Genomic DNA, 18,111 nt, shown 5'->3' on the forward strand with positions numbered 1-18,111 from the left:
TTGTCAAGGATTGGTGCTACTGATCGGCCAACCTCTCGAGGGCAGCGACGTTGGCTTCCAGTTCACGAAAAGCGGCCTCGATCGGGGCGCGCGAGCTCATGTCCACCCCTGCCAGATCGAACAGATCCATTGCGTACAGCGAACCACCAGCTTGCAAAAAGCTGTGATAGTCAGCCACGGCGCCCGGTTGATCGGCCAACACTTTCTCGGCTATTGCATGCGCAGCGCTTATACCGACGGCATATTGAAAACTGTAAAAAGGGATGTATAGGTGTAGAAATTGCGCCCAGGTAACGGCTGTGCGTGCGGGGTCGTCTTGAAACGTGTTTCCATAGCCTTCAGCAAAATACTCCATCAAGATGCCATTGAAGATGCTGGCGCTGAGTGGTTTGCCTGCTTTGGCGCGGCTATAGACTTCTTCTTCGAAACGCGCCAACGTGGGCATGATAAAGAAATAGCGATGGAAATTGGACATGGCTTCATCCACCATCGCCAACTGAAAGTTAGCATCGCCTGCCAGTTCCTTGCGCAGATAGGCGCGGGTCATCGCCTGTTGAAAGTTAGAGGCGGTTTCGGTAACGGTGGATGAGATTGCACCGTAGTCGTTGTAAACGATCGGCTGGTGACGGGCAAAGGCATGGCTGTGCATGGAATGGCCCAGCTCATGCGCCAGCGTGCTTAGACTGAAAACGGTGTCGTTGTAGCTCATGAAAATATATGGAGGTTTGCGCCCCACCATGCGGGACGAGGCTGCGCCCTGGCGTTTCTCTTTATTGGGCGCCCAATCCACCCAGCGCTCTTGCAGACTACCAGCACGCATGGTGGCAACGTAGTCCTGGCCCAACGGTCGGAGCGCATCACAGATCCATTCAACGGCCTGCGCATAGGGCACGGTGGGCACTTTTTGCAATATGGGGGCCCAAATGTCATACGGCGCCATGCGTTCCAGACCTAACAGCTTGGATTTGACCGCCCAATATCGGTGCCAGGTTGGCAGATTATCTGTGAAGACATCAATGAGATTGCGGAAAACTTGCACCGGCAAGTTGGTTGGCGCCAGGCGCATCTCCAGCACACTGTCAAAGCCGCGCGCTTTGCGCAGAAACTCCTGCTGCTTCACGTTGCCCAGGTACATGGCGGCGAGGGTGTTTTGCATGCCGAGATAGCCATCAAAGTAGCTTTCCCAAGCACTACGGCGACGAGTACGATCAACCGACTGTATTGAAGAGCCATAGCTGGACTGAAAGATGGGATGATGATCGCCCGCTGCATCCACCGCATCCGCAAACTTGAGATCGCTGTTTGTAAGCTCACTAAAGCTGCGATACGTCAGGCTAAACGGATCATTGACCATGCCCAACAGCTCTTCCACTTCCTCTGACCGAGTGTTCTGTTGCAAACGCAGAAGATTGTGGAGATAATGCCTATACTTTGCAAGACGCGGCTCTTGCTGCGCCCAATCCAACAGCTGCTCACCGACCGCCAGCATTTGCGGCAGGGCGAAGGCAACTGTGGCGTCAAATTCCGCGTCCAGCGCGCCGAACAAGCCCTGGCGTCGATTGGCTTGTTCATCGCTGCCGTCTACCGTGACTGCCCAGCCCACAAAACCACCCAGCTCGCCCAGGCTTACGGCGTGCCTGTCATACACCTCGAACCAGTCAGCCAGGGCCGCGGGTCCAACAGCCAGCCTTCCACTCCACGCCTTTAGCTCGGGCAAGCCGGCTTTGGCTTGCTCAAACTGAGCATCCCAGGCTTGCCAAGAGGCGAAGGTGGTTTCGCGCTTCCAGGTTGCTTCAATGGGCGCCTGCGAGCGAGTGATTTCAGCCATTGATTTCTCCTTGTTTGTTCGTGGTGGAAGCCATGAGTGTAGCACAGCGAAAAAAGCTGAAAGCGGGGGCATGCAAGCCGGCGACCGCATTAAACAGATACGCCCCATTACTGGGGCGTATCTGTGGGTTGGGCTGCAACGCCTAAGCGCTGCTTGTGCCCCCACGGGGATTCGAACCCCGGTTTTAGCCTTGAAAGGGCCACGTCCTAGGCCTCTAGACGATGGGGGCTTATCCAATTGCGAAGCAATTTGGATAAGCTGTCTCCAAAACTGGTCGGGCCTCCAATTGCTCGCAATTGGATTCAGAGTTCGCAAGCGAACTCTGGAGGACACTTAGTTCTGGAACAGCCTTGCTCTAACGCAGAGCAGGCGGCATTTTACCATGCCAGTAAAGGGAAATTTGCACGAATTTAGGGTTGGCCCGCCAGCAACACCGGATGATCCACGACGGTCATGTTGTTGAAAGGCCAGTAGCGGAAAACGGCTTTGCCAATAATGTCTTCGATGGCGAGGAAGCCCCAACTGCGAGAATCATCTGAATTATTGCGGTTGTCGCCCATGACGAAGACATAACCAGCGGGGATGATGCGCTCAGCATAGTTACCGCCAGCCAACTCCAGGATGTAAGGCTCCTGTAGAGTGACACCGTTGACGACTACGGCGCCGTTGTACACGGCAACCCGATCACCCGGCAGTGCAATGACGCGCTTGATATAGTCGATCTCCGGGCTGTTGGGCGCGGGGAACACCACCACATCGCCGCGCTCAATATCGCCGGCGCGGTAGGCCAGGCGATTGACAACGACATAATCACCGAGCTGAAAGGTGGGCTCCATGCTGACGCCATCCACGCGGATGCGAGCGGAGACAAAGTTGATGGCGAGGAAAAGAAACAGCGCCAGCAGAATGGTCTCGATAAGCTCCACCAGCAAGCGGCGCGCCCTGGATGGTGCTGGCGCTTCAAGAGCCACCACATTTTGGCGGTCGAGAGGGCCTACATTATCTGTAGTGCTTGTGGGATGAGGAGGGAGTGCCATGAAAGTGAGCTGGGATTATATACCCACGCAGATGAGCGCAGGCTCAGTCCAGGCTCGGGATAGTCAACGAATCAACAATGCCAACAATTACGGAGGTAACCGGGGCATCTGGGTTGGCGAGCACCTGGCGGGCACCGTTGCCCTCGCGGTTGACGAGGACCGTATCCCCCACCCCTGCCTGGGTACTATCGAGAGCGATGAAATCGCCGCTGGGTTGCTCGCCCGGCAGGGTGAGCGGCTGCACGACCAGCAGGCGGCGATGCTTGAAGGCAGCGTGGCTGAGGGTGGTTACGACTGTGCCGGTGACTTTGCCAATTATCATCAGCTGTATCGGGCCGTGCCCGCCTTCAATGTGAAGTCAAATTCGCCATCGGGGCGCACCTGTAGCTCATCCACCAATCCGACCAAGGCCAGGTCCACCGGCACAAACTTGACGTCCGGCAGGGCCAGGGCAGCCTCACGCGAGCGAGCCATGACGCACAGGTCGCCTTCGCCAGCTTCCACAACATCCACGGCCACCTGCAGGCTGCCAACCGGCTCCAGCTTGCTGTTGAGCGGCTGCACCACCAACAAGCGGCAGCCAGCCAGGTCTGGATATTTGAGGGTACTAATAGCTACCCCGCGCACACGGCCAAAGATCATTATTTGCCCAGGCTCTTGATGACGCGCTGCACGATGGTGCGTAACAGGGTTTCGTCCACCTGGCCACCTAGCTTGGCTTTGACCGCGGTGAACACGCGGGCTTCCAGCTCGTTGCCGCCAGCGGCAGGCTTAGCCGCCGGGGCAGCCGCGGGGGAAGCAGTTTCGCTGATGTACGGGCGGGCTGGAGCGGAGGATGGGCGGCTGTCCTTCTCGTCCACCAGGCTGATGCCCAGGCGGCGGGCACTCTCGCGGGCCAGCTCGGTCAGCACCGTGTCTTCGGTGACAGTGAGCGAGGTCACGCCCTGGTGGGCCAGGTCTTGAATGTCTCGCTCGGTGTAAAAGACCTTCGGCATACGTGCTCCTTAGCCCTCGATGCCATCCAGCGCGTTGAGCGCCTGGGTGGCGGCTTCGCTGGCGGTAACAATTTCGGATTCGCTACCTGCCAGCCACATGCGGCCAAAACGGCCAACCGAGGAGACATGCATCACTTTGATGCTGGCTTTCTTCTCGGCCTCGTTGCAAGCGAGGTTGATGTAGGCGGCGGGGGCTACTTCCATCACCAGCATGGTCTCGCCGGGCACCAGCATGCTGCCCTTGCGGAAGCGGTTGAGCAGCTGGGCCTGGTACGGGTCCACGTTGGTAATGATCTGCTGCGAAGCGATCTTCGGCTTGATGCGGTCCTGCACCGTCAGGCCAAGACGGTTGAGCACGGCCTGGCCGGCTTCTTTGACGGCGGCCTGGTTCATGGAATGCACTTCGAACATGCCGAACTCGCGCTCCACCAGCTGCGCGCCGGGGCGGGCCTCGGTGGCCTTAACGGCGATGTCCACCATGCGGAAGGCTTCGTTGCCGGGCGCCATCTCCACATATAGGGAGGCCATACCCTCGGTGGGCAGATCGCCCTGGGTGATGGTGCCGACGAAGGCGGCGTATTGCGGCTGCATGCGGTCGAGATAGCAGTAGCAGCGTAATGAGAATTTTTCTTGTGCCATACAACTCCTATTTACTGTGCAGCGCCATGCCGATGGGCGTGACGAACACGGGATGCGGCGGCACCTCAGTACGGATGCCGGTGAACTCTTGCACCACTTCGGCCATGCCGGGGAAGCTGACCGTGCCGCCCACCAAGGTCAGCTGCCCGACCTTGCCGCCGCCCTGCTGCTCGTAGGCGGCGATGTGGCGGGCGGTAATGCTGGCCACTTTTTCCATCACCGGGCGCACCACCGGCAGCAAGCGGGGCTGCTGGGCCGGGTCGGTCTTCATGGCCTCGGCGTCCTCAAAGCTCACGCGGTGCGCTCCCGCAATTACCAGCGTGAAGTGCGTGCCACCCGTCGCTTCGTCTGCGGTGTAGACCACTTCGCCATCTCGCAGGATGGCGATACCGGTCGTACCACCGCCCACATCCACGATGGCCCCATTCTGGATACCCAGCAGCGCATTGGCAGCGCTGGGCTCATCCACCAAGGTCTCGCAGCGCAGGCCGGCCGCTTCCACCACGTTAGCGGTGGCGCGCACCTCAGCCATGGGCACACCCGGCGGGTAGGCGCTGGCGGCGTACTCCAGCGGGCGGCGGATGCGTGCTTCCACGCGGGCCTTCATGCCCGCCAGGCGCTCCACCGCGCCCGCATAGTCCACCACCAGGCCGTCACGCACCACCTGGGCGAATTGATATTCGCCGGCGATGGGCGTGCCTTCAGCATCCAGCACCACCAGGGTCAGGTACGCCGTGCCGAGGTCTGCCCCCACATACAGCTCGCCTTGCGGCGGCTGTGCGAGCGGCGGCGGCTCGGGGTCGCCCAGCCAGCGCAGCACCTGTGCGGCCTGCGCCAGCGTGGCTGCCGGATCGCGCATGGCGACGGCGCTACGCGTCAAGCTGCGCTCGTTTACTTAGCGCCGGAGCGGCCGCCAATGGTGCCGCGGGTCTGCTGCGGCAGGATCATCTCCACATTCTCGTGCGGGCGCGGGATGACGTGCACGGACACCAGCTCGCCAATGCGCTTGGCAGCCGCGGCGCCAGCGTCGGTGGCGGCCTTGACCGCGCCCACATCGCCACGCACCATCACGGTCACATAGCCGCCGCCCACATACTCAGAACCGATGAGCACGACGTTGGCAGCCTTCACCATGGCGTCTGCGGCTTCCACCGCGCCCACCAGGCCGCGGGTTTCCACCATACCCAAAGCAATCAAACCTAGATCTTGTGCCATACTTCTCTCCTTCGTAGAACTTGTCTTTTTGGTTGATTTCATATCGCACTCCCTTAGGAGTTACGCAAAATCTCGCTAACTACATCCGAAACGATCTTCTCAATGTCACCGGCCGAAGGCGTATCCACCGAGCGAGCCGGCACGCTGCCGGGCCGCATGGCGGCCTCGGGCGGCGGCGTGGTTTCGTAGGCCATGCGCTTGACGTTGAAGAGGTGATAGACAGTGATGTTGTCGCCGGTGATGGCGCCGCCGATGCCTCCGGAGCCAAGGGTCAGCGAAGGCATCACATTAGTGGTGAGGCCAATGGTGCCCAGGGTGCCCATGGTGTTGACGCCGATGCGGAAGACCGGCTTCTCCAGGCCGAAAGCCATGGCGATCTTGTCGTCGCCGGTGTGCAGGATGACGCTGTGCCCACGCCCGCCGAACAGGATCATTTCGACGCAACGGTCGCAGCCCTGCTCCCACCCGTCCACTTCGTACCAGCCCAGCACGGTGGTGAGCTTCTCGCGCGAGAGGGGTTCTTCGCGCCCGATCTTGCGCAGCTTGGCCACCAGGATGCGTGCATGGCTGGGGATGGAAATGCCTGCCAGCCCCGCCAGTGCCTGCGGCGACTTGCCGACGGTGGCGGTGTTGATGCTGCCATCGGGATGGAAGAGCGTGGTGCGCATGGCCTGGGTCTGCGACTCGCTCATGAAATAGGCGCCTTCGTTCTCCATCAACTGCTGCAAACGGGAAGCGATCGGGCGGTCGGCGATGACGGCTTGTTCCGTGGCGCAGATGACGGAATAGTCGAAGGACTTGCTGGCCACAATGTAGCGGGCGGCGCGTTCAATATCGGCGCTGCGGTCCACATACACCGGCACATTGCCGGGGCCAACGCCGTAGGCCGGCTTGCCCTGCGAGTGGGCAGCGCGCACCATGGGGCTGCCGCCGGTGGCCAGGATGACCGCCGTGCGGTGGTGGCTCATCAGTTCATTGGTGCCTTGCAAACTGATCTGCGACATACACTGGACGAGCCCCTCCGGCGCGCCGGCCGCCACCGCGGCTTGCGCCATCAGGCGGGCCGTCTCGACACAACAGTTGACTGCCGCCGGATGCGGGGCCACGACGACCCCGTTGCGGGCCTTGACCGAGATGAGGATCTTGTTCATCGTGGTGGAAGTGGGGTTGGTGCTGGGCACCAGCGCCGCCACCACACCCATCGGCCAGGCGATCTCATACACACGCATCTGCGGGTCATGGCGCACTACGCCGACTGTCTTAATGTTGCGGATGCTCTCCCACACATGCTTGGAGGCAAACTCATTCTTGAGCTTCTTGTGCTCAGGTACGCCGTAGCCGGTTTCCTCGCTGGCCATGCGCCCCAGGCGCTCGGAGGCCTGGAAGGCGACATCCGCCATGGCCTGACAGACGCGGTCCACCTGCTCCTGGGTGGCCTTGGCCCAGATGCGTTGGGCGGCGTGGGCCGCCTCCACCATGTGGCGGGCCTGCTGGATGGACTGGAGGTCTTTGTCGAGTTCAGCCATGGTTATTTCTTATAGGTGTTGGCGCCATCCACCTGCAGCGAGTCGATCACGGCCATGATGACCGCATCCACTGGCGTGTCTTTGGTGATGGCGGTCTGGCGGCCGCTGGAGCCGTGGGCAGTGAGCACCAGATCGCCCACCCCAGCATCCACCGTGTCGATGGCGACATAGGGTTTGCCGGTGGCCTTGCCGCTCTCATCGGCCTCACGGCAGATGAGCAGCTTGCGGCCCTCCAGCTTGGGGTCCTTAATGGTGGCTACAGTGGTACCGATGACTTTTGCGATCAACATATCAATATGCCTTTGCCGGTTCAGGAGCAGCCGCCTTGGTAACCACGGTGCTGCTCATCTCTTTTTCGCCGGCCACGATCTTGACGCCGGCGCTGGCGCCAATGCGCGTGGCGCCAGCATCCACCAGGGTCTTGGCGTCGGCATAGTCACGCACGCCGCCGCTGGCCTTGACGCCCATATCCGGGCCGACCACGCGGCGCATCAGGGCGATGTCGGCGGCGGTTGCGCCGCCGCCAGAGAAGCCAGTCGAGGTTTTAACGAAGTCAGCACCGGCTTCTTTGGCCAGCAAGCAGGCGGTAACCTTTTCTTCTTCTTCCAGCAACGCGGTTTCAATAATTACTTTGACCAGCACACCCGCGGCGTGCGAGATGTGCACCACTCCGGCAATGTCACGTGCCACCAGGGTGTAATCACGGCCTTTCAGGGCGCCGATGTTGATGACCATGTCAATTTCAGTGGCGCCGTCTCGCAACGCCGTTTCGGTCTCGAAGACTTTGACATCCGGCGCATCTGCGCCCAAGGGGAAGCCGATGACGGTGCAAACCTTAACATCCGTGTTCTTGAGCAGATCGGCGCACAATCTGACATAGCCCGGGTTGACGCACACCGAAGCAAAGCCGTACTTGCGCGCTTCGTAGCACAGCTGGGCGATCTGGTCAGGCGTGGCGTCTGGCTTAAGCAGGGTATGGTCGATCAGCTTGGCCACACTGGGGTCTTGAGGGATGCCGCCCAGGGAGGAAGTCAAACGCTCGGCGCCGGCATTGATGACATGCCCCACGCGGTCAAAGCAGGTCTTGACGCAGATGCCATCCGCGCATTCCTGGGTACAGTGCTCACAGTTGTCGTGATTATGGGCATGCTCCTGCTCAGCAAGGGCGTGCAGCACCTCACGGGTCACGATCTCCACGATCTTGCGTACTTGTTCGCTATCGTATGCCATTGGCTGCCTCGATGGCCGATCGTCCTTCGATCGACATGATCTTGTCCACGCGGCCGGCGTGGCGGCCGCCACCGAATTCGGTGCGCAGCCAAGTGTCTGCGATCTGCTTGGCCAGCGCCAGGCCGATGAGGCCGGCGCCCAGGGTCAGCACGTTCGCGTCGTTGTGCTCACGGCTGTTGACCGCGGTGGCGTAGTCGTAGCACAGGGCGGCGCGCACGCCGCGCACTTTGTTGGCAGCCATGCAGCTGCCGATGCCGGCGCCATCTACAATGATGCCGCGCCAGGCCTCGCCGCCGGCCACCTTGCGGGCCACCGCCTCGGCGAAATCAGGATAGTCCACCGCCTGCGTGCTGTTGGTACCGCAGTCGACGACGGTGTAGCCATTGGCCTTGAGGTGCTCTTCGAGCACCTCTTTCATAGCGTAGCCGCCGTGGTCGGCGCCGACGGCGATGACGCAGCCAGCCGATGGGTCTTGCGCAGCCAACGTCTGCTTCGCAGCCGCAGGCTGCGCGGGCGAAGGCGGTGAAACTGCCTTCGCCATACTGCCACTCAACTGGGCGGTCACGCGCTGGACGATCTGCTGGATCTCGGCGTCTGAGATGGGAGCCATAGCTGGATTATAGGCACGGCCACAGGGTGGCGCTAGCCCTTCCCGCCCCCAACGGGAACAGATAAGCGGCGAAAGCCAAAATCCTGCACGGGTGCATGAAGTTTGAGATTGGCGTAGAAGCGGAAATGGTCGGCGCGCACTTCCGAGTCGACGTATTCGATCACACGGCCCTCGGCGGTGCGGGTTTCACGATGGAAGACGAACACCACCGCAGGCTGCGACAGGCCGAGCAGTTGGGCCACCTGTTCGGTGGCCAGGCTGGCTTCGATCTCCTGCTCAGCGTGGTCAGGCCGCTGGCCGTATTCTTCGGCTAATACCTGGTACAGCGACGCGGTGGCGAAGTCATGCTCCAGAATTCCGGGAAAGAGTTCATGCGGCAAATAAGCCCGCTCGATCGCAGTGGGCTCACCATCCATAAAGCGCAAACGGTTGAGGAACACGACCGGGCTGCCCAACTGCACTTGCAGCCGGCGCGCCAGGAAGGAGTCGGCCGGCACCAGGCTGGCCTCCAGCACGCGGCTGCCCACCTGGCGGCCCTGCATCTGCATCTCTTGGGTAAAACCCAGCAGGTACTCGGCGGTCTTGCTTACGCGCGGCTCGGTGACGAAGCTGCCCACGCCCTGCAGCGTGCGCAGGTAGCCTTGGGCGGTCAGGTCGGCAATGGCGTGGCGCACGGTGTTGCGCCCCACCCCGTACAGCTCGCACAGCTCGCTCTCGGAGGGGATGCGCTGGCCGGGCTGCAGACGGCCGGTGCGCATTTGCTCGCGCAGCTCGTCGGCCATGGCCTCGTATAGTGGCTTGCCACTGGATTGGAGTCTAGTTTGCTGTTCCAACATATTCCAACATGTTCTAACTCCATAAGAATAACTAAAAGCCAGATGTGAGTCAAGCCCCCAAGGTAACTTAGGTGCGGCCCTGCCGTTGTCCGCAGTAGTTGGCCCTCTGCCAGCTAGAAATGGAGGATTTATGCTTAACTGGGCCCTTACCTTCTTGATCGTTGCGCTGATCGCTGGCGCTTTGGGTTTCGGCGGCATCGGCGGCGCCGCTACGGACATTGCCCAAATTCTGTTCATCGTATTTCTGGTGCTGTTCGTTATCTCGCTCGTGTTTGGCCGGCGCCCACCGGTAGCCTGATCTGAGAGCAAAAAAAAGCCCGCCAAATGGCGGGCTTTTTTTTATTGTTCAGGCACCTGGCGCCAACGGTATTACATAGAAGAGAACCGAAAAATAATGGAGGGCGCTGCCAATGAGCACGAAACCATGCCAAATGGCGTGGTTGAAAGGCAGCCGCTTCCATACATAGAATATCACGCCCAGCATATAAGCCAGCCCACCGCCCGCCAGCAGCCACAGGCCGCCGGGCGCCACGTTCTCCAGCATGGGGCGGATGGCGACCACGACCAGCCAGCTCATGCCGATGTACGGGATCGCATTGACCCAGCGCGGCAGCTTGAGCATGACGCCTTGCAGGGCGATTCCGGCAATCGCCAGCGCCCACACAACGGCCAGCAGGCTCCAACCCCATGGCCCGCGCAGATTGACCAGCAGGAAGGGCGTGTAGGTGCCGGCGATCAGCAGGAAGAATGCTAGTCAAAACAGCAAACCTTGCTTGTCTGTAAGGAGTCGGTCTATAATATTTGTGTGGGCCCGCCGGGTGGTAAAGGAATCTCCAAAATTCGCTTTAGAGGGTTCAACTCCCTCCGGGTCCACCACGCCCCTTAGAACAATTGTACACTTGACAATCGGGGCTATAAAATCTATCATTGTTTCTGGAGATTCCTTTACCGGCATAGCCTGGTGAAGCAAAAAGACAGATCGATTTTTGTCCCATCCCCCTGTCCGCCCCGCCCCAGCAATGGGGCGGTGTGCGTTTAAGGGAGGGCTACAATGCCCTCTAGAAAATCGCCGCGCACAGTAACTGTTTTTCTGTCTTTTGAAACCAGCCCAGTTAATCCAAGCTCGGCCACAATACGCTCGCGCTCTCCCAAAGTGGCCTCCTCCAAACCATCGCGGTACTTTTCAAGGAATTCCCTGGCCATTTCGGGATCCGGGGGGCTTTCACCCAAAGCCGACTTCAAATCGTCCAGCCTTTCTCGCGCAGACTTTGCCTCTCGAACATTCTCTGCAACAAGACCCTCTAAATCCTCTTTGGGGATTTTCTGATCAGCATACAAATCCAATAATCGCACGCGGCGCTCATCCAGCTTTTCGAGCTGCCTCCCCAGCGTGTCTATAGCGGCTTGCAGCTGAACGGTGGATTGCCGCACCAACTCATGTTTTTGCCGCATTGCTTCTGCTGTCAATTCGGGTTGAGAGATTGCGCGTACAACAAAATCCCAAACCGCAGCATCTACCGCTTCTGTTGAAGGTTCACCGCGACATATCTTCTCCCATCCATGAAGCGGTGAACCAATAGTCCCCTTGCATCGATAGCGGCGCTGAATGTTTTTACCCCTGGGATTTCGCTGAATAGCAACGAAGTGATAGCCACAATGAGCGCACTTCAAGCGCCCTCGCATTAAATACGGATACTTGGTATTGCGCCTCCCCATGCGCCGATTGTTGGCTATCTGCCGCCCGGCCGCCTCCCACACATCCTTGCTTACGATGGCCGGCACATTGACAATCACGCGCGGCCCCTGGCGCCCATAAGCCCACTCTCCGTAGTAGGCGGGATTTCTGAGAATTCGCACCACCGAGGAATCGTACCAAGTAGCGTATTGCGTCTTCTTGCGCCACCCCTTCTTATCAGCCCTGCTTGGAACTTGCTCAGCAGTCAGCTTTTTAGCAATCCCAAACAAGCTCATTCCACCCAGATACCACTCAAATATCTGGCGCACCCACTTGGCCTCGTCTTCGTTGATGGCGTATTTACCGACGCGCCCCTCGCTAACATAGTTGTATCCAAACAGCGCCCTGCCCACAGTCACATTGCCGGCCCGCACTCTGTTCGTCCGCCCGCTGGAAGTTCTGCGCAGCAAATTCTCACGGTCAAACTGCGCAAAGTCCACCATGAGGTTTTTGAATAAGTTGCCCTCCGGCGTAGTGTCAAAGTTGCCCACCACAAACTCGGTGCGCTTCTTCAGGCGCTCCAATTCCATCTCAATAACCACCATTGCAGTACGGGAGCGGGAAAGTCTGTCAACCTGGTACACCACCACCACGTCATAAGCCTGGTGATCCGCAAGCATTTCGTTGATGGCCGGGCGGTTGGCTGATGTTCCAGTGAAGTCCTCACGGTACACCCGCGACACCGCATAGCCCTTCTGCTCACAGTAGCGCTGGCACTGCTCTACCTGGGCCTCTAGCGAATAACCCTCTGTCTGCTCATCGGTGGAAACGCGGGTGTAAATAGCGGCTCTGTCCATTTGTTCTATTTTAGCACCGCTGTAATTGCCACTTGACATTTATCGGGTACGCCTGTATTATTCAGGCATGCCCGATTTTATAATGACCGCCAATAACGCACTCGGTCGCATCGCCATCATCGCCACCGGCACAGGCGCCCAATCCTGGGCTTCCCTGCGCCGCACCGTCTTCGAACGCGACGGTGGCCGCTGCCAGGTGTGCAAGAAGCCCCTCGAATGGGGCGGCAACTACGAGTGCGGCCACATGGTAGACCGCGTGGCTGGCGGCAAGGACGAAGCCGAGAACCTGGTAGCCATGTGCTACTTCTGCAATCGCACCAAGCCCGTCCACGACACCCGCGAAGATTACCAGGCGTGGGCAAGTAGCGGCGGATCGTTCACTGAAATTCTAAACCGAGTAATGGAGCAAACCAATGCCTAACTGCCAAGAACTTCACTACCTGGAACTGACCTGGGCCGCGCGTGCTTACAAAAGCACTTGGAACCGCGAGAAGGATGGCGATCCCGGGTTCATCGCAGACCACAAGCGCGAGTGCCGTATTTGTTCTGCGCCTATCTCTGTGGAGTTGGTGCAGGAAGTAGAGGTGGTGGCGTGAGCAAGTTCAAGCGCATCACTCAGTGGCGTCCGGCGTTCGACAAGCGCCACACCGACCCCAAGCAGAACTATGGAATTGGCGCGGTAACTGTTCGCTTTGTCCTCGTTGGCGAAAAGGGGGCTACGCAATTCGTCATGTCAACGGGATGGTATCTAAAACACAATCACGACGAGCTTGCCAAAAAGGCCCACTCCGGTTTAGCGCCAATGGCTTACGACTGGGGCTACCACGCCCGCGAACCTCAGTATGAGGGGCAGTCGCCAATGGGTGCATGTGAATACCTGGATGGCGCGAATTGCTATTACGGCGGATCAAGCCTTTACGCCGACAAAATCATGGAGCAGTTCTTTGCCAACGGCGAAGAATGGCTCTGGGATGAACTCCATAAGGAATACAACGAGCGCTTTGGCGAAATGACTGCCGAACAAATACTAGAGAGGGAGGGCTAAATGTTTGAAATCCGCCCCACCACCAACGCCTACGCCATCTACAAAGACGGGCAGCGTTTCTCGGACTCGTTCTATCTCACCGCGTCCCAGGCTAAGTTCGCAAAAGAGGATTTAGAGCGCGCCTGGCTGGCAGGTTGCGATCACGGGGAGCAGGTACGCGCCATTCAAACTATCGTGCGCCGAGGAACGGGCGGATTTTCGAAGCCCACCCTGGTGAGCGAACATGCCACCTGCATGTATCACTCCATCCCGCTAATGAATGATGGGCGGTGCAGTATTTGTATGAGCCAGCCCATGAAGGAGAGGGTGTGAATGGCTAATCTGATTCGTGTAGACAACACAGTTATCAATCTTGACGCAGTTAGCGAGATTGCTTTTCTCAGCAACACGCTTTTTATATCTTTCATTGGCGGCAAGACCGAAGAATATGACTTGGTTTTGCGCGGCACGCTGGCAAACAAGGCATGGGACTACATCAACGGCGGCCATCTACTTTCCGCAAAGATACTGGACTCTGACAAATGACCTACCAATACGTCCGCGACCGCCTTTGCGAAGAAGGCAACCGTTTGCTGGGGTTGTGGATGCCGGATCCATTCAGCGATGAATGGAACGCCCTACCGGAGGACTACAACCCCTTCGACCACCCTCTCGCCCATCAGCGTAACGCAGAGTACCAACACCACAAAGACAACTGTCTGGTGTGCATCCAAACTAGCCTAGAGACGGCGCGCAAGATGGGCGCACCTTACGAATTGCACGTACTGAAGCGCATTGAGGAGTTGCAAATGCAAGCTGCGTAACCCGACTCAGACAAACCCTAAACCCAAACAAAACTGGAGAACAGAAAAAATGTCATTCAACATCCCGATTGGTGCAAACGAAGAAATGCGCGGCAGCATGGACGTGGGCGGCGGCGTAAAGCTACCCTTCCCCCATATCTTTATGAGCTTCCGCAACGGCAAACGCGACGCCGGCAAAGAGCGCGGCGAGCAGTACTTTGGCGGCTTCCAGGCTGACGAAGCCGAGTTTGTAGACTACCTCGCCGCCATCGGCAAGCAGGATGTTCTCAACTCGTTCAACCTGCAAACCCTGACGCCCCGGGCCGGCGACCCGTACCAGGCCTACATGCGCCGCGGCCTAGCCGTAGCCCCCATTGCCGCCCGTTCGCGCTGGTTTCAGACCCGCGAGGGCAAGAACGTCTTGAAGCGTCAGGTTGTCGGCCTGATGGCACTCGGCACCCCCCTGCAATACGTCGGCCCCGTAGTGGTTACTGCGTCTGGCTACAACCAGGCGATGAACCTCACCGCCGCCTTTGACGCCAACGCCAACATCACCGCCAATGCCCGGCGCCAACACGCAGCAGGAGCGGCGGCCAACTTCTTCTACGCCTACATCGGCACCTGGAAAGAGGATGGTGAGTTTGTGATGGTAGGCAAAGGCCAGAACCAGTCCCCCATCACCCCCATCGCGGCGCGCAGCTACAAAGTGGAAACTGCCGAGGAATTGCGCGCCCTGTACGTCGGGGATGAGCTGGCCAAGACTGTGCTGGAGTACCGCAAGCAGGCGCAGGAATGGGTAGACGACTGGAACAAGAAGCGCGACGAGAAGCCGGACGCGGCCTTGTTCACGGACACCGAAGCCTCCGCTGACGATATTCCCTTCTAAACCATTTACGCTGGGGCGCGCATAGCTCACCACGCGCAGAAAGGGAAACAAAAAATGAGTGAGAAAGCAATTGTAGTAACTACGCAGCACCGAGGGGTTTTCTTTGGTTATGTGCCGAAGGGAGCTGACCTCGACACGAAGAGCCTGCGCTTGGAGCGCGCTCGCATGTGCGTCTACTGGCCCTCAGGCAACAAAGGTGTGGTTGGACTGGCCAGTGCTGGGCCGGCCAAAGGCAGCAAGATCACTCCGGCGGCTCCTGCGATTACCCTGCAGGACATTACAGCGGTCATGGAGACCACCCAGGCCGCGGTAACCGCATGGGAGGCGGAGCCGTGGAGCTAGACGGCTACGGCTCCGGCTCCGGCGACGGCTCCGGCTACGGCTCCGGCTCCGGCTACGGCGACGGCTACGGCTCCGGCTCCGGCGACGGCTACGGCTACGGCTCCGGCTCCGGCTACGGCTCCGGCTCCGGCTACGGCGACGGCTCCGGCTACGGCTACGGCTCCGGCTACGGCTCCGGCTACGGCTCCGGCTACGGCTACGGCTCCGGCTACGGCTACGGCTACGGCTCCGGCTCCGGCGACGGCTCCGGCTACGGCTCCGGCTACGGCTACGGCTCCGGCTACGGCTCCGGCTACGGCGTTCCAGCAGATGACGTCACGCGGCAAGCGTATGCCCAGGCGATCGCCCCTTCAATGCCTGCCGTGCATGCACTTACCATTCCCAACGCCGAATTTCGCCGCGAGGTAATGGAAAAGATGGGCGCCGATCACCTGTTTTCACAATCGGCTAAAGTCATTCACCAAGATACCGACAGGCAGGGTTATGAACGAGCCTTGCTGCGGGTTGATTGTGAAGACGCCCGTAGAGGATATATCCAGGCGGTGCGGGTCACCTGCCCTACAACGCAGCGGGTGTATCACCTTCTTGTGCCTCCAGAAGTCAGTGCCTGCGAAGAGGCCGTGGCCTCCACGTTCGACGTGGAAAAGTACGAACCAGTCCGAGAAACCTAAGGAGAAATATGGAAGAAAATGGACAGATCAGGCAGGGCGATGTTTTGCTCGTGCCGGTAGAAGAGGCCCCTCCCACCAACGCCGTCGCAGCGAATCGCGTTGTGCTGGCCGAGGGAAGTCTTACGGGGCACTCCCATGTAGTGCAAGCAGGGCAGATTCTGACGTGGAAGGACAAGTTCCGTGTAGTAAGCGAGGAGCCTGGCACACTGTCTCACGAAGATCACGACCCGGAACCCGCCCCCGTCATCGCGCCCGGCCAGACCTATCAAATCGTGCGGCAGCGCGAACACACGCTGGACGGCATGTGGCAACCGGTGGAGGACTAGGACTCTCCGAGCCTCAATAAAACAAAAGACCGCCCCATAAGAGGCGGTCTTTTTTGAAAATAACGCAACGCCTTATTTTCGCTTACCCGGATTTGGCGGCCAGTCCTGCCTCCAGGATACCCTTGCCTTCATAAGCCAGGGCAGACAACACCCATGCGCCTGCAGCCACCAACGCAATCTCAACCACCGCCCCCAGCTCACTCACGCGGAACACGCCGAGAGTAACTGTGCGCAACGAGGACAAGGCCAGAGCAGCCAGCGCGCCAGCAATGCGCTTGCGGTCTGGCGTGTTGGCCAGGCCGGCGGCGTGCGCGGCGTAAACCAGGCCAAACACCGCCAGCGGGATCACCAGGTCGGGCCAGTTAAGGCGCAGGGCGTCAAAAATTTGCAGCAGTTCACTATAAGTCATCTTGTTACTCCTATCGAATAGCCGGAATTAACTCCATCTCAACACTTGCTTGCGAATAGAAAAATCTAAGCCATACCGCTCCTTGTGGCTTGGGCTCGCGCCACTGTTCAATATGAAAGCCCTTGCTGCCATCGTGGTACTCGTCTTTGTAGCCTGGCGTTCTGGCAAACCAGATGAGGTCTTTCTTGACCTTGCCGCCTTGCGTCAACCGTTCGCGCGCCAAAGGCAGTACCCAACCGTCATGTGTGTGGCCATTGAACACAATGTCAGCATCTGGCAAGTACACGGCCTGGCGGTTGGTTTGGATCACGCCCTTCGTTACCGGGCCGCCGCCACCTGCGCCGTGGTGGTACTTCAGGTTCTTGGACATGCGGCGCGTCTGGTTCACGCTAAACAAAAATCGCACCCACCCGCCGTAGTACCCTTTATGGATTGACCCGCCATGCTCAGAATTCAAACGATGGATAAGGTTCGAGGTCAAATCCGTCCCGTGGCGTTTACGGATATTGGCCTCGTGGTTGCCATCGCCCATCACTAAGAAATGCTTGGCATACGGCGCGTAGAATTCAGCCGCGTGCTTGACGATGCGGTCAAGGTAATCCTGCCCCACATCCTCCGGCCGAATATCATCCATGCTGGAACGCGGGTCGTACTTGCCCTGCATAGCGCAGAATAAATCGCCAGCGTCAATGATGAGGGCGTTGCGCTCCTTCGCCAGCTCCAAGTGCTCCTTTTCCAGCCCGCGATTGCAATACGGGTTGTCGTGGTGGCGATCAGACGAAAGCAATACCCATTGTTCCCAGCCAGCGGCCACATCGTCAAAGTGCAGGCTGACTACGTTGGCGCCGTCTTGATTTACCCGGTACTTGTTCATAGCCACCCCAGGATGATCTTGGCAATGCTTTCCAACGCCCAGGCACGCGCCTCAGGCATAAAAACGAGAGCCATAAACAAGCCAATGAAAGCGAACACGCCCAGCGTTTTCCAGGTGCGGTTCACGACAAACCACAACGCAGACGGATACTTGGTCACATCTTCGATCTTGCGCAGCCTATCGGTCGTCTCCTGCCTGTACGCGTTGTCTGCGTCGTGCATGTCTGCGATACCTGCCATTACCAGGCGGAGCATAGACTTGACAGGAATGTCTGTCCCCGACTCGGCCATCTTGCGCATTTCGTCAAATGTTTCACCGTTCGCCATAG

The 18,111-nt window shown here is 59.2% G+C and carries 29 protein-coding genes and 2 tRNA genes; 12 read left to right on the forward strand and 19 right to left on the reverse strand.

The features are described 5' to 3' along the window. Nucleotides 1-16: 16 nt before the first annotated feature. The 14 genes from KIT08_01100 to KIT08_01165 form a co-directional block, all read right to left on the reverse strand. Complete coding sequence (locus KIT08_01100) at nucleotides 17-1,828, reverse strand: oligoendopeptidase F family protein (protein UYN89852.1); 1,812 nt, start codon at nucleotides 1,826-1,828, stop codon at nucleotides 17-19. A gap of 156 nt (nucleotides 1,829-1,984) precedes the next feature. Beyond that, nucleotides 1,985-2,057, reverse strand: a tRNA-Glu gene (locus tag KIT08_01105). 181 nt (nucleotides 2,058-2,238) lie between these two features. Then, entirely contained in the window at nucleotides 2,239-2,865 is a 627-nt protein-coding gene (gene lepB / locus KIT08_01110; GenBank protein ID UYN89853.1) for a signal peptidase I, read from the reverse strand. Between the two features lie 43 nt (nucleotides 2,866-2,908). Beyond that, nucleotides 2,909-3,187 carry a EutN/CcmL family microcompartment protein gene (locus KIT08_01115; GenBank protein ID UYN89854.1) on the reverse strand — a complete coding sequence of 93 codons (279 nt, stop codon included), beginning with the start codon at nucleotides 3,185-3,187 and terminating at the stop codon, nucleotides 2,909-2,911. Continuing rightward, nucleotides 3,187-3,507, reverse strand: coding sequence for a EutN/CcmL family microcompartment protein (locus KIT08_01120; protein UYN89855.1), 321 nt, complete (start codon nucleotides 3,505-3,507; stop codon nucleotides 3,187-3,189). The genes KIT08_01115 and KIT08_01120 overlap by 1 nt, the downstream gene beginning before the upstream one ends. Further along, entirely contained in the window at nucleotides 3,507-3,860 is a 354-nt protein-coding gene (locus tag KIT08_01125; GenBank protein ID UYN89856.1) for a hypothetical protein, read from the reverse strand. The genes KIT08_01120 and KIT08_01125 overlap by 1 nt, the downstream gene beginning before the upstream one ends. Before the next feature lie 9 nt (nucleotides 3,861-3,869). Next, nucleotides 3,870-4,499, reverse strand: a complete 630-nt coding sequence (locus KIT08_01130) for a hypothetical protein (protein UYN89857.1) — start codon at nucleotides 4,497-4,499, stop codon at nucleotides 3,870-3,872. Between the two features lie 7 nt (nucleotides 4,500-4,506). Continuing rightward, the gene (gene eutJ / locus KIT08_01135; protein ID UYN89858.1) at nucleotides 4,507-5,379 is read right to left on the reverse strand and encodes an ethanolamine utilization protein EutJ; all 873 of its coding nucleotides are present in this window, start codon (nucleotides 5,377-5,379) and stop codon (nucleotides 4,507-4,509) included. Nucleotides 5,380-5,390: 11 nt separating this feature from the next. Further along, nucleotides 5,391-5,714: a BMC domain-containing protein gene (locus KIT08_01140; GenBank protein UYN89859.1), complete on the reverse strand. Its 324-nt coding sequence runs from the start codon at nucleotides 5,712-5,714 to the stop codon at nucleotides 5,391-5,393. Between the two features lie 53 nt (nucleotides 5,715-5,767). Next, on the reverse strand, nucleotides 5,768-7,240 hold the full coding sequence (locus tag KIT08_01145; protein UYN89860.1) for an aldehyde dehydrogenase family protein: 1,473 nt from the start codon (nucleotides 7,238-7,240) through the stop codon (nucleotides 5,768-5,770). Between the two features lie 2 nt (nucleotides 7,241-7,242). Further along, complete coding sequence (locus KIT08_01150; protein UYN89861.1) at nucleotides 7,243-7,530, reverse strand: EutN/CcmL family microcompartment protein; 288 nt, start codon at nucleotides 7,528-7,530, stop codon at nucleotides 7,243-7,245. A gap of 1 nt (nucleotide 7,531) precedes the next feature. Then, the gene (gene deoC / locus KIT08_01155; protein ID UYN89862.1) at nucleotides 7,532-8,470 is read right to left on the reverse strand and encodes a deoxyribose-phosphate aldolase; all 939 of its coding nucleotides are present in this window, start codon (nucleotides 8,468-8,470) and stop codon (nucleotides 7,532-7,534) included. Next, nucleotides 8,457-9,080, reverse strand: a complete 624-nt coding sequence (rpiB, locus tag KIT08_01160; GenBank protein UYN89863.1) for a ribose 5-phosphate isomerase B — start codon at nucleotides 9,078-9,080, stop codon at nucleotides 8,457-8,459. Before rpiB ends, deoC begins: the two co-directional genes overlap by 14 nt. Before the next feature lie 32 nt (nucleotides 9,081-9,112). After that, nucleotides 9,113-9,916 (reverse strand): GntR family transcriptional regulator, encoded by an 804-nt coding sequence (locus tag KIT08_01165; protein ID UYN89864.1) that lies wholly within the window; start codon nucleotides 9,914-9,916, stop codon nucleotides 9,113-9,115. A gap of 130 nt (nucleotides 9,917-10,046) precedes the next feature. Here KIT08_01165 and KIT08_01170 point away from each other — a divergent pair, with 130 nt between their 5' ends. Next, the gene (locus KIT08_01170) at nucleotides 10,047-10,214 is read left to right on the forward strand and encodes a DUF1328 domain-containing protein (protein UYN89865.1); all 168 of its coding nucleotides are present in this window, start codon (nucleotides 10,047-10,049) and stop codon (nucleotides 10,212-10,214) included. Nucleotides 10,215-10,262: 48 nt separating this feature from the next. Here the strand turns inward: KIT08_01170 and KIT08_01175 are convergent, their stop codons facing one another. Next, on the reverse strand, nucleotides 10,263-10,658 hold the full coding sequence (locus tag KIT08_01175) for a hemolysin III family protein (protein UYN90771.1): 396 nt from the start codon (nucleotides 10,656-10,658) through the stop codon (nucleotides 10,263-10,265). A gap of 65 nt (nucleotides 10,659-10,723) precedes the next feature. On the opposite strand from KIT08_01175, the gene KIT08_01180 reads away from it, so the two are divergent. Further along, nucleotides 10,724-10,792, forward strand: a tRNA-OTHER gene (locus KIT08_01180). Between the two features lie 159 nt (nucleotides 10,793-10,951). On the opposite strand, the gene KIT08_01185 is transcribed toward KIT08_01180, so the two are convergent. Further along, entirely contained in the window at nucleotides 10,952-12,448 is a 1,497-nt protein-coding gene (locus KIT08_01185; GenBank protein ID UYN89866.1) for a recombinase family protein, read from the reverse strand. A 67-nt stretch (nucleotides 12,449-12,515) separates the two neighbouring features. Here KIT08_01185 and KIT08_01190 point away from each other — a divergent pair, with 67 nt between their 5' ends. The 10 genes from KIT08_01190 to KIT08_01235 all read left to right on the forward strand — a co-directional run bounded on the left by KIT08_01190 (nucleotide 12,516) and on the right by KIT08_01235 (nucleotide 16,500). After that, nucleotides 12,516-12,869, forward strand: coding sequence for an HNH endonuclease (locus KIT08_01190; protein ID UYN89867.1), 354 nt, complete (start codon nucleotides 12,516-12,518; stop codon nucleotides 12,867-12,869). Further along, nucleotides 12,862-13,044 (forward strand): hypothetical protein, encoded by a 183-nt coding sequence (locus tag KIT08_01195; protein UYN89868.1) that lies wholly within the window; start codon nucleotides 12,862-12,864, stop codon nucleotides 13,042-13,044. The genes KIT08_01190 and KIT08_01195 overlap by 8 nt, the downstream gene beginning before the upstream one ends. Further along, nucleotides 13,041-13,493, forward strand: coding sequence for a hypothetical protein (locus tag KIT08_01200; protein ID UYN89869.1), 453 nt, complete (start codon nucleotides 13,041-13,043; stop codon nucleotides 13,491-13,493). Before KIT08_01195 ends, KIT08_01200 begins: the two co-directional genes overlap by 4 nt. Continuing rightward, on the forward strand, nucleotides 13,494-13,805 hold the full coding sequence (locus KIT08_01205) for a hypothetical protein (protein UYN89870.1): 312 nt from the start codon (nucleotides 13,494-13,496) through the stop codon (nucleotides 13,803-13,805). Further along, nucleotides 13,806-14,018: a hypothetical protein gene (locus KIT08_01210; protein UYN89871.1), complete on the forward strand. Its 213-nt coding sequence runs from the start codon at nucleotides 13,806-13,808 to the stop codon at nucleotides 14,016-14,018. Next, complete coding sequence (locus KIT08_01215) at nucleotides 14,015-14,296, forward strand: hypothetical protein (protein UYN89872.1); 282 nt, start codon at nucleotides 14,015-14,017, stop codon at nucleotides 14,294-14,296. Before KIT08_01210 ends, KIT08_01215 begins: the two co-directional genes overlap by 4 nt. Nucleotides 14,297-14,345: 49 nt before the next feature. Continuing rightward, nucleotides 14,346-15,161: a hypothetical protein gene (locus KIT08_01220; GenBank protein ID UYN89873.1), complete on the forward strand. Its 816-nt coding sequence runs from the start codon at nucleotides 14,346-14,348 to the stop codon at nucleotides 15,159-15,161. Between the two features lie 111 nt (nucleotides 15,162-15,272). Beyond that, entirely contained in the window at nucleotides 15,273-15,503 is a 231-nt protein-coding gene (locus KIT08_01225) for a hypothetical protein (GenBank protein ID UYN89874.1), read from the forward strand. After that, complete coding sequence (locus KIT08_01230; protein ID UYN89875.1) at nucleotides 15,479-16,174, forward strand: hypothetical protein; 696 nt, start codon at nucleotides 15,479-15,481, stop codon at nucleotides 16,172-16,174. The genes KIT08_01225 and KIT08_01230 overlap by 25 nt, the downstream gene beginning before the upstream one ends. Nucleotides 16,175-16,182: 8 nt before the next feature. Continuing rightward, nucleotides 16,183-16,500: a hypothetical protein gene (locus tag KIT08_01235; GenBank protein UYN89876.1), complete on the forward strand. Its 318-nt coding sequence runs from the start codon at nucleotides 16,183-16,185 to the stop codon at nucleotides 16,498-16,500. A gap of 82 nt (nucleotides 16,501-16,582) precedes the next feature. On the opposite strand, the gene KIT08_01240 is transcribed toward KIT08_01235, so the two are convergent. From KIT08_01240 to KIT08_01250, 3 genes are read right to left on the reverse strand one after another with little or no spacing between them, the layout of a single operon-like run. Further along, the gene (locus KIT08_01240; GenBank protein ID UYN89877.1) at nucleotides 16,583-16,909 is read right to left on the reverse strand and encodes a hypothetical protein; all 327 of its coding nucleotides are present in this window, start codon (nucleotides 16,907-16,909) and stop codon (nucleotides 16,583-16,585) included. 10 nt (nucleotides 16,910-16,919) lie between these two features. Continuing rightward, nucleotides 16,920-17,783 carry a hypothetical protein gene (locus KIT08_01245; GenBank protein UYN89878.1) on the reverse strand — a complete coding sequence of 288 codons (864 nt, stop codon included), beginning with the start codon at nucleotides 17,781-17,783 and terminating at the stop codon, nucleotides 16,920-16,922. Then, nucleotides 17,780-18,109: a hypothetical protein gene (locus tag KIT08_01250; protein UYN89879.1), complete on the reverse strand. Its 330-nt coding sequence runs from the start codon at nucleotides 18,107-18,109 to the stop codon at nucleotides 17,780-17,782. Before KIT08_01250 ends, KIT08_01245 begins: the two co-directional genes overlap by 4 nt. Between the last annotated feature and the right edge of the window lie 2 nt (nucleotides 18,110-18,111).

The organism is Anaerolineales bacterium, from assembly GCA_025808555.1.
GTDB lineage: Bacteria > Chloroflexota > Anaerolineae > Anaerolineales > UBA11579 > JAMCZK01.

Coding starts and splice junctions, on each gene's coding strand:
- KIT08_01100 (UYN89852.1), bottom strand. CDS start 1,828: ATGGCTGAAATCACTCGCTCGCAGGCGCCCATTGAAGCAACCTGGAAG.
- lepB (UYN89853.1), bottom strand. CDS start 2,865: ATGGCACTCCCTCCTCATCCCACAAGCACTACAGATAATGTAGGCCCT.
- KIT08_01115 (UYN89854.1), bottom strand. CDS start 3,187: ATGATAATTGGCAAAGTCACCGGCACAGTCGTAACCACCCTCAGCCAC.
- KIT08_01120 (UYN89855.1), bottom strand. CDS start 3,507: ATGATCTTTGGCCGTGTGCGCGGGGTAGCTATTAGTACCCTCAAATAT.
- KIT08_01125 (UYN89856.1), bottom strand. CDS start 3,860: ATGCCGAAGGTCTTTTACACCGAGCGAGACATTCAAGACCTGGCCCAC.
- KIT08_01130 (UYN89857.1), bottom strand. CDS start 4,499: ATGGCACAAGAAAAATTCTCATTACGCTGCTACTGCTATCTCGACCGC.
- KIT08_01140 (UYN89859.1), bottom strand. CDS start 5,714: ATGGCACAAGATCTAGGTTTGATTGCTTTGGGTATGGTGGAAACCCGC.
- KIT08_01145 (UYN89860.1), bottom strand. CDS start 7,240: ATGGCTGAACTCGACAAAGACCTCCAGTCCATCCAGCAGGCCCGCCAC.
- KIT08_01150 (UYN89861.1), bottom strand. CDS start 7,530: ATGTTGATCGCAAAAGTCATCGGTACCACTGTAGCCACCATTAAGGAC.
- deoC (UYN89862.1), bottom strand. CDS start 8,470: ATGGCATACGATAGCGAACAAGTACGCAAGATCGTGGAGATCGTGACC.
- rpiB (UYN89863.1), bottom strand. CDS start 9,080: ATGGCTCCCATCTCAGACGCCGAGATCCAGCAGATCGTCCAGCGCGTG.
- KIT08_01165 (UYN89864.1), bottom strand. CDS start 9,916: ATGTTGGAACAGCAAACTAGACTCCAATCCAGTGGCAAGCCACTATAC.
- KIT08_01170 (UYN89865.1), top strand. CDS start 10,047: ATGCTTAACTGGGCCCTTACCTTCTTGATCGTTGCGCTGATCGCTGGC.
- KIT08_01185 (UYN89866.1), bottom strand. CDS start 12,448: ATGGACAGAGCCGCTATTTACACCCGCGTTTCCACCGATGAGCAGACA.
- KIT08_01190 (UYN89867.1), top strand. CDS start 12,516: ATGCCCGATTTTATAATGACCGCCAATAACGCACTCGGTCGCATCGCC.
- KIT08_01195 (UYN89868.1), top strand. CDS start 12,862: ATGCCTAACTGCCAAGAACTTCACTACCTGGAACTGACCTGGGCCGCG.
- KIT08_01205 (UYN89870.1), top strand. CDS start 13,494: ATGTTTGAAATCCGCCCCACCACCAACGCCTACGCCATCTACAAAGAC.
- KIT08_01210 (UYN89871.1), top strand. CDS start 13,806: ATGGCTAATCTGATTCGTGTAGACAACACAGTTATCAATCTTGACGCA.
- KIT08_01215 (UYN89872.1), top strand. CDS start 14,015: ATGACCTACCAATACGTCCGCGACCGCCTTTGCGAAGAAGGCAACCGT.
- KIT08_01220 (UYN89873.1), top strand. CDS start 14,346: ATGTCATTCAACATCCCGATTGGTGCAAACGAAGAAATGCGCGGCAGC.
- KIT08_01230 (UYN89875.1), top strand. CDS start 15,479: ATGGGAGGCGGAGCCGTGGAGCTAGACGGCTACGGCTCCGGCTCCGGC.
- KIT08_01235 (UYN89876.1), top strand. CDS start 16,183: ATGGAAGAAAATGGACAGATCAGGCAGGGCGATGTTTTGCTCGTGCCG.
- KIT08_01240 (UYN89877.1), bottom strand. CDS start 16,909: ATGACTTATAGTGAACTGCTGCAAATTTTTGACGCCCTGCGCCTTAAC.
- KIT08_01245 (UYN89878.1), bottom strand. CDS start 17,783: ATGAACAAGTACCGGGTAAATCAAGACGGCGCCAACGTAGTCAGCCTG.
- KIT08_01250 (UYN89879.1), bottom strand. CDS start 18,109: ATGGCGAACGGTGAAACATTTGACGAAATGCGCAAGATGGCCGAGTCG.